The following is a 6,399-nucleotide window of genomic DNA, read 5'->3' as shown; positions in this document are numbered from 1 at the left end:
GGACCTGGACCAGCGAGCGCAGGCCCGACAGGACCTGCGTGCCAACGTCCTCGGTGGAGACCTCCGGGCGCACGGCGGAAAGGATCGCCGATTCAGCCTCCTGCCAGCGCGCGTTCAGCGTCGAGGCGGTGGGCACGCCCTTGGCCGCGAAATCGCGAAGAGGGGCGACGGCCTCGGCGTCGCCGGAGGCGGTCGCGAAGCTCTCCAGTTCCGACATGAACGGCGTGCCGCGATCGATCGCCGACTTCAGCCCGGCGGCCGACAGGGCGACGGCGGCACGCTTGTTGGCCTCCTCGATCGCGGCGAGGCGCTGGCCGAAACCGTCGATCGCAGAGCGCGCCTCGGTGGCCGCGCTCTGCGCGTTCTGGGCGGCCTGCTGCGCAGCGGAGACGCCCTGGCGCGCCTCGTCGGCGGCGCCCTGCGCGGCGTTCGCGGTGTCGCGCGCGGCATTGGCAGCGGTCTCGGCCCGCGCGGCGGTGTCGCGCGCGGCGGTCGCCGCCTCGTTGGCGGTGGCCGCCGCCGCGGCCGCGTCGCCGGGCGAGGTGCCGCCGCTCTGGATGGCGCGCTCGTTGGCGGTGACGCGGTCGGTCAGCTGCGTGAACTCGGCGGTCGAGACCGTGCCCGACCCGGCGCCGCCCGCGGCCTGCGCCGACTGGACCTGCTCCACCGTGCCGCGCACCTGGTCGAGGTCGCTGCGAAGCTGCTGGACGTCGCCGGCCTGGGCAAATTGCTGGGTCTGCACCGGCTGCTGCTGGCCGGGTGGCGGGATGAGGCCGCCATAGAGGGCGGTGCCGCCGAGAAGAAGGGCGATCACGGCGCCGAGCGCGCCCGCGCCGACGAGCGAGCCGAAGCCTGCGCCGCCGCGCGGCTCGCTGGAATGGCCCGCGAGATAGGGGCTGTTGTCGGGAACCGAGGTCTGCGTGCGCGCGGCCTCGGCCTGCGGGTGCACGGTCTCGTCGTCCTCGAACTCGCCGAGGTGACGGCGCGCCGGCTCGGCGGCCACCGCATCCTCGGGCACGAAGCCCTCCTCGCGCGCGAATTCGACCGCCGGCGATTCCACGGCCTGCTCCGACGCGGGCCGGTCGTCGCCGGCCGGCAGCGCCTCGCCCGTCGCCGGATCGACGCGGTCGACGCCGTCGGGCGCGGGGCTCACCACCGCATCGTGGACGCGCGCGGCCTCGCCCGCATCCCCCGTCTCGACCACCGCATCGGCCGGGGCCGGGGCGCGGTCGGTCGCCGCGCCGCCGCTCACCACCGCCTCGTCGGCGCCGGCCACCGTATCCGCGGCAAAGCCCGGCTCGACGGCCGACCGCTCGCCGTCGGCGGACCGCGCCAGATCCTCCGGCCCGCCGGTCGCCCCGATCCGCTCGGCCTTGCCGTCGATGATGGTTTCCGGTCTGCCGCCGGTCGTGGGGCGGCGCGGGCGATTGGCCATCCGGGTCTCCTCGAGTCGCGTCGGCTCCGAACGAAGCCGCATCCTTTGGGTTCCGGCGCATGGCCGATCCGCCCGCCCGGTTTTCGCCGGGACGAGCCGATGCTGATTTAGCGTGTCCGCGCCAAGCTGCAACGGAGTTTGTGGCCCTCAAGCGCGTTCGTGAACCGGGACGGTGAAGAAGCGCCCCGCCGCCGGCTCACGACAGCCGTGCGAGAAGGCTGTCGAGCGTCGGCCTTGCGCCCCATTCGGCGCGGCGCGAGGGATCGAGGCGCGCGGCCACCGCCGGCGAAAGACAGAGCGCGCGAAGGCCAAGGTTTCGGAGCGCGGGGCGACTCGAGGACAGCGCCTCGAAGAGGTCGGCCTGCCGGCGCGACAGGAGGAGGACGGCGTCCGGCACGCCGCCCGCAAGGACCCGGTCGATCTCCTCGTCCGTCGGCCGGCGGTCCGCCATGTCGTAGACCTCGAGCGTGCGGACGGCGACGCCGCGCGCGGCGAGCCCCCGCTCGAGATCGGGCAGGCGCACGCGCCCGGCGGCATAGACCAGCGGCGCCCGGCTCCGCAGCGCCTCGGCCAGCGGCACGAGATCCTCGGCCTGGCCCGGCCCTTCGATCACGCCGGAAATCCCTCGCGCGCGCAGCGCCTCGGCCGTGCGGGCACCGACCGCCAGCACCGGTGCGCCCGTCGCATGGGCGGCGAGCCAGGGCGCGGCATGGGCGCTGGTCGCGACGAACCCGCCCACCGGCTCGGGCCCGAGCGGGGGCACAAGCGGGCGCACCACCTGAAGGGGCAGCAGCAGCGGCTCGTGGCCGCGGGCGCGCAGGATCGCGGCGGTGCGCGCCCCGTCCTCGGGCTCGCGCAGGACGAGGACCCGCGCCACGGCGCCTCAGCCGGCCCAGCCGACGAAGAAGTCCGGCCCCGCCTCGGCGACGAGCGCGCGGGCCGCATCGCTCGCCGCGTCCACCGCGTCGGCCTGGGACACGTGGATCTCCGTCTCGTGCATACGCGCGCCGTCCGGCGTCAGGATCATGCCGTGGAACCGGAAGGCGTCGCCGCGCGGCTCGGCATAGGCGGCGATCGGCGTGCGGCAGGAGCCGTCGAGGACGGCGAGGAAGGCGCGTTCGGCTAGAAGGGCGCGGTGCGTCTCGGGGTGATCGAGCGGCGCCACCATCTCGGCCGTCCGCTCGTCGGCCGCGCGCTGCTCGACGCAGATCGCGCCCTGCCCCGGCGCCGGCGGAAAGGCCGCGACGTCGAGGATCTCGCCGGCCACCTCGGCGGCGTCGAGCCGGTTGAGGCCGGCGAGCGCCAGAAGCGTGCCCTCGACCTCGCCCCGCTCCAGCTTCTGGAGGCGTGTCTGGACGTTGCCGCGAAAGATCACGAGGTCGAGATCGGGCCGTAGCCGGCGCAGGAGCGCCTGCCGCCGCAGCGAGGCGGAGCCGACGCGCGCGCCGTGCGGCAGATCGGCGATCGCCCGCACGCGGCGGCCGATGAAGACGTCGCGCACGTCCTCGCGCGGCAGGAAGGCGGAGAGGCTGAGGCCGCCCGGCACGGCGGTCGCCATGTCCTTGGAGGAATGGACGGCGACGTCGATCTGGTTGCCGAGGAGCGCCTCCTCGATCTCCTTGGTGAAGAGGCCCTTGCCGCCGACCTCGGACAGGGCGCGGTCCTGAATCCGGTCGCCGGCGGTCGAGATCACCATGACCTCGAACGCCTCCTCCGGCAGGCCGTGCGCGGCCATCAGGCGGGTGCGGACCTCGTGCGCCTGGGCGAGCGCGAGGCGGCTGCCGCGCGTGCCGATGCGGAAGGGTCGGGATGTCATGGGGCTCAGCCTTTCGATCGCGGCACAGGCGGCGGAACGCGCCGCCAGTGCGGCCCCTCCCTACAACAGGCCGGCGGGCAGGTTCCACACATAAGCCCCGGCGCGCGCCGACGGTGGCGAAAACCTGATCGCGCGGCTATGTGCTCCTCCATGACGCCAACAGCCCCCTTCCCCGCCGGCCCGCTCGTCCTCGGCATCGAGACGAGCTGCGACGAGACCGCGGCCGCCGTGGTCGGACGCGACGCCGACGGCCGGGCGAAGATCCTCTCCAACGTCGTTCTCAGCCAGATCGACGAGCACGCCGCCTTCGGGGGCGTGGTGCCCGAGATCGCCGCGCGTGCCCATGCCGAGGCGATCGGCGGGATCGTCCGGGCGGCGCTCGACGAGGCGGGCGTCAAGCTCCGCGATCTCGGCGCGGTGGCCGCCACCGTCGGGCCCGGCCTCGTCGGCGGGCTGATCGTCGGCGCGACGGCGGCGAAAGCCATCGCGCTGCCGCTCGGCCTGCCCTTCATCGCGGTCAACCACCTGGAAGGCCACGCGCTGACGCCGCGCCTCACCGACGGCCTCGCCTACCCCTATCTCCTGCTTCTCGTGTCGGGCGGTCATACCCAGATCCTGCTGGTCGAGGGCCTCGGATCCTACGAGCGCTGGGGCACCACCATCGACGACGCGCTCGGCGAGGCCTTCGACAAGACCGCCAAGCTCCTCGAACTGCCCCATCCCGGCGGCCCGAGCGTCGAGCGGATGGCGATCAGCGGCGATCCGCACCGCTTTCCCCTACCCCGCCCGCTGCGCGGCGAGAAGCGGCTCGACTTCTCGTTCTCAGGGCTGAAGACCGCCGTGCGGCAGACGGCCGAGGCCAACGCGCCGCTGGAGCCGCAGGACGTCGCCGACCTCTGCGCCGCCTTCCAGCGCGCGGCGAGCGAGAGCGTCGCGGACCGGCTGGCGCTGGCGCTGGCGCGCTTCCGCGACCGCTTCCCCGATATGCCGGACCCAGCGCTCGCGGTGGCGGGCGGCGTCGCGGCCAACGGCGAGATCCGCCGGGCGCTCGCCACATTGTCGGAGCGCACCGGCGTGCGCCTCGTCTCGCCGCCCCATGCGCTGTGCACCGACAACGCGGCGATGATCGCCTATGCCGGGCTCGAGCGTCTCGAGGCGGGCGAGCGCGACGCCTCGAGCGCCCCGGTACGCCCGCGCTGGCCGCTCGACGAGACCGCCGCGCCGCTGATCGGCTTCGGCAAGCGCGGAGCCAAGGCATGAGCGTCGCGGTGGTGGGCGGCGGCGCCTGGGGAACGGCGCTCGCGGCCACGGCCGCGCGCGAGGGGCCGGTGCACCTTCTCCTGCGCGACGCGGCGGTGGCCGAGGCCATCAACGAGCGGCGGGAGAATCCGGCCTATCTCCCCGGCCTCGCGCTCCCCCCCGGCATCGCGGCGGTGCTGGAGCCGGCGGTGATCGGCGGCGCCGGGATCGTCCTCCTGGTGACGCCGGCGCAGACGCTGCGCGCCGTGTGCCGGACGCTGGCGCCCCATCTTTCGGCCGGCGCCGCGCTCGTCCTCTGCTCCAAGGGCATCGAGCGCGACACGGGGCTCTTCGCCTCGGCTGTGGTCGAGGCCGAACTGCCCGGTCATCCGGTCGCGGTCCTGTCCGGCCCGAGCTTTGCGAGCGACGTCGCGGCGGGCCTGCCGACGGCGGTGACGCTCGCCGCGCGCGACGCGGCGCTTGCCGACGCGCTGGCGCACCGCCTCTCGGGCCCCGCCTTCCGCATCTATGCCGGCACCGACGTTCTCGGCGTCGAGGCGGGCGGCGCCCTGAAGAACGTGCTCGCCATCGCGGCCGGCGCCAGTGCCGGCCTTGGGCTCGGCGCCTCGGCGCAGGCCGCGCTCGTCACGCGCGGCTTCGTGGAACTGACGCGGCTCGGGGAGGCGCTCGGCGCCGATCCCCGCACGCTCATGGGCCTCTCTGGCCTCGGCGACCTCGTGCTCACCTGCTCGGGCACGCAGTCGCGCAACTTCGCCTACGGGCTGGCGCTCGGGCGCGGCGAGGATCTCTCGACCCTGAAGCTTGCCGAGGGCGTCTTCTCGGCCGGTGTCGCGGCGCGGCTCGCCACCGAGCGCGGCATCGAGGCGCCGATCATCCAGGCCGTCGCCGGCATTCTCGACGGGACGCTGCCGGTGGCCGACGCCGTCGCCGCGCTTCTGGCGCGACCGCTGAAGCGCGAGTTCTGAAAACCGCTTGATCGCCCGGCCCGATTTGCTACGGGGCGATCAGCCAACCGATCGGGGACTGACGATGCTGTATGCCCTTCTCTGCGAAGACCGCACGGATGCCGGAACCCTGCGGGCGGACAACCGCCCGGAGCATCTCGCTCATCTGAAGTCGCTCGGCCCCACGCTGAAGTTCGCCGGCCCCTTCCTCGACGAGGACGGCAAGCCGACCGGCAGCCTGATCGTGGTCGAGGCGGATAGTGCCGCGGCCGCGCGGGCGCTCGGCGAACAGGACCCGTTCGCCAAGGCGGGCCTCTTCTCGTCGGTCACGGTGCGGCGCTGGAACTGGTCGGTCAACAACCCCGAGACCGCCTGATGGCCTTCTGGCTGTTCAAGTCCGAACCGTTCAAGTGGTCCTTCCAGCAGCAGAAGGACTGCGGCGCGGCGGGCACCGAATGGACCGGCGTTCGCAACTACCAGGCGCGCAACTTCATGCGCACCATGCAGCTCGGCGAGCGCGGCTTCTTCTACCACTCCAACGAGGGCAAGGCCGTCGTCGGCGTGGTGGAAGTCTCGGCCCTCGCCCATCCGGACTCGACGGCGGACGATCCGCGCTGGGAATGCGTCGACGTCCGCGCCGTCGCCGACATGCCGAACCCGGTGACGCTCGATGCCGCCAAGACCGAGCCGCGCCTCAAGGACATGGTCCTCGTCACCAATTCGCGCCTGTCGGTGCAGCCGGTGACGGAGTACGAGTTCCGCACGATCTGCGAGATGGGCGGGCTCGACTGGAAGACCGCGACGGGAACCTGACGACGGCCGGAACGTTTCGCGAACAGTAGACACGCGGAGCGTTTGATGACCGAAGCCAATCCCAAGGCGGACGCCGCCAATTCCAACACGGTGAAGGACCCGGACGACTGGACCACCGGCGACGAGCCGAT

7 protein-coding genes are annotated in these 6,399 nt (G+C 73.7%); 4 read left to right on the top strand and 3 right to left on the bottom strand.

What is annotated here, in order from left to right:
* From QZ753_RS09305 to hemC, 3 genes are all read right to left on the bottom strand, one after another.
* A partial coding sequence (locus QZ753_RS09305) for a hypothetical protein (protein ID WP_294643058.1) occupies positions 1-1,435 on the bottom strand: 1,435 nt, incomplete at its 3' end.
* A gap of 196 nt (positions 1,436-1,631) precedes the next feature.
* A complete protein-coding gene (locus tag QZ753_RS09300; RefSeq protein ID WP_294643057.1) occupies positions 1,632-2,312 on the bottom strand; it encodes a uroporphyrinogen-III synthase in 681 nt (226 codons plus the stop codon).
* Between the two features lie 6 nt (positions 2,313-2,318).
* Entirely contained in the window at positions 2,319-3,251 is a 933-nt protein-coding gene (gene hemC, locus QZ753_RS09295; protein WP_294643056.1) for a hydroxymethylbilane synthase, read from the bottom strand.
* 150 nt (positions 3,252-3,401) lie between these two features.
* Between hemC and tsaD the strand changes: the two genes are divergently transcribed.
* The 4 genes from tsaD to QZ753_RS09275 all read left to right on the top strand — a co-directional run bounded on the left by tsaD (position 3,402) and on the right by QZ753_RS09275 (position 6,268).
* On the top strand, positions 3,402-4,511 hold the full coding sequence (gene tsaD, locus QZ753_RS09290; protein WP_294643053.1) for a tRNA (adenosine(37)-N6)-threonylcarbamoyltransferase complex transferase subunit TsaD: 1,110 nt from the start codon (positions 3,402-3,404) through the stop codon (positions 4,509-4,511).
* A complete protein-coding gene (locus QZ753_RS09285; protein WP_294643051.1) occupies positions 4,508-5,476 on the top strand; it encodes an NAD(P)H-dependent glycerol-3-phosphate dehydrogenase in 969 nt (322 codons plus the stop codon). Before tsaD ends, QZ753_RS09285 begins: the two co-directional genes overlap by 4 nt.
* A gap of 64 nt (positions 5,477-5,540) precedes the next feature.
* Complete coding sequence (locus QZ753_RS09280; protein ID WP_294643049.1) at positions 5,541-5,831, top strand: YciI-like protein; 291 nt, start codon at positions 5,541-5,543, stop codon at positions 5,829-5,831.
* Complete coding sequence (locus QZ753_RS09275) at positions 5,831-6,268, top strand: EVE domain-containing protein (RefSeq protein WP_294643048.1); 438 nt, start codon at positions 5,831-5,833, stop codon at positions 6,266-6,268. The genes QZ753_RS09280 and QZ753_RS09275 overlap by 1 nt, the downstream gene beginning before the upstream one ends.
* Positions 6,269-6,399 lie beyond the last annotated feature (131 nt).

It is taken from the genome of uncultured Aureimonas sp. (genome assembly GCF_913775355.1).
In the GTDB taxonomy this organism is placed as follows: Bacteria; Pseudomonadota; Alphaproteobacteria; order Rhizobiales; family Rhizobiaceae; genus Aureimonas.
This window is presented reverse-complemented; position numbering and strand designations above follow the sequence as displayed.

What these genes read in the sequence shown, in the direction of transcription:
- QZ753_RS09285 (WP_294643051.1), top strand. Translation starts at nt 4,508, where the DNA reads ATGAGCGTCGCGGTGGTGGGCGGCGGCGCCTGGGGAACGGCGCTCGCG.
- hemC (WP_294643056.1), bottom strand. Translation starts at nt 3,251, where the DNA reads ATGACATCCCGACCCTTCCGCATCGGCACGCGCGGCAGCCGCCTCGCG.
- QZ753_RS09275 (WP_294643048.1), top strand. Translation starts at nt 5,831, where the DNA reads ATGGCCTTCTGGCTGTTCAAGTCCGAACCGTTCAAGTGGTCCTTCCAG.
- QZ753_RS09280 (WP_294643049.1), top strand. Translation starts at nt 5,541, where the DNA reads ATGCTGTATGCCCTTCTCTGCGAAGACCGCACGGATGCCGGAACCCTG.
- tsaD (WP_294643053.1), top strand. Translation starts at nt 3,402, where the DNA reads ATGACGCCAACAGCCCCCTTCCCCGCCGGCCCGCTCGTCCTCGGCATC.